The sequence below is a fragment of the Chryseobacterium sp. SIMBA_028 genome, from assembly GCF_046535285.1.
GTDB lineage: Bacteria > Bacteroidota > Bacteroidia > Flavobacteriales > Weeksellaceae > Chryseobacterium.
In genome coordinates, this window is record NZ_JAWRWZ010000116.1 from 1 (window position 1) to 333 (window position 333).

Here is a 333-nt window from a genome sequence, read left to right on the forward strand (position 1 = left end):
CGTTTACCCAGTTAGCCGCTTCGTAGGTTGCCATCGGAAAATTACTTGCGTTAGGCTGATTAATCGTTCCTGGACTGTAAGATGATTTTTTAAGGCACGTGTAATTTTTTGTGGTTATATCAAACTTCCAAAGTGAGCTTGGCGTATTCGATCCGGCTTCTGCTCCAACCATATAAAGATTCCCGTCCTTCAGCCATATGTTTTTCGTACGATAAGGGGCATTGGTTGGCGCTTCTACTCCTATCGTTCCATAATTACTGGTTTGGCCGGGTTTAATACACTGCCATGTATTATCAACCATATCAAAGGCCCAGATTTCATTTAATTTTGACT

The 333-nt window shown here is 41.7% G+C and carries 1 protein-coding gene; it reads right to left on the reverse strand.

Annotated elements, in window-relative coordinates:
- A partial coding sequence (locus SCA31_RS22790; RefSeq protein ID WP_410699323.1) for a hypothetical protein occupies positions 1-333 on the reverse strand: 333 nt, incomplete at both ends.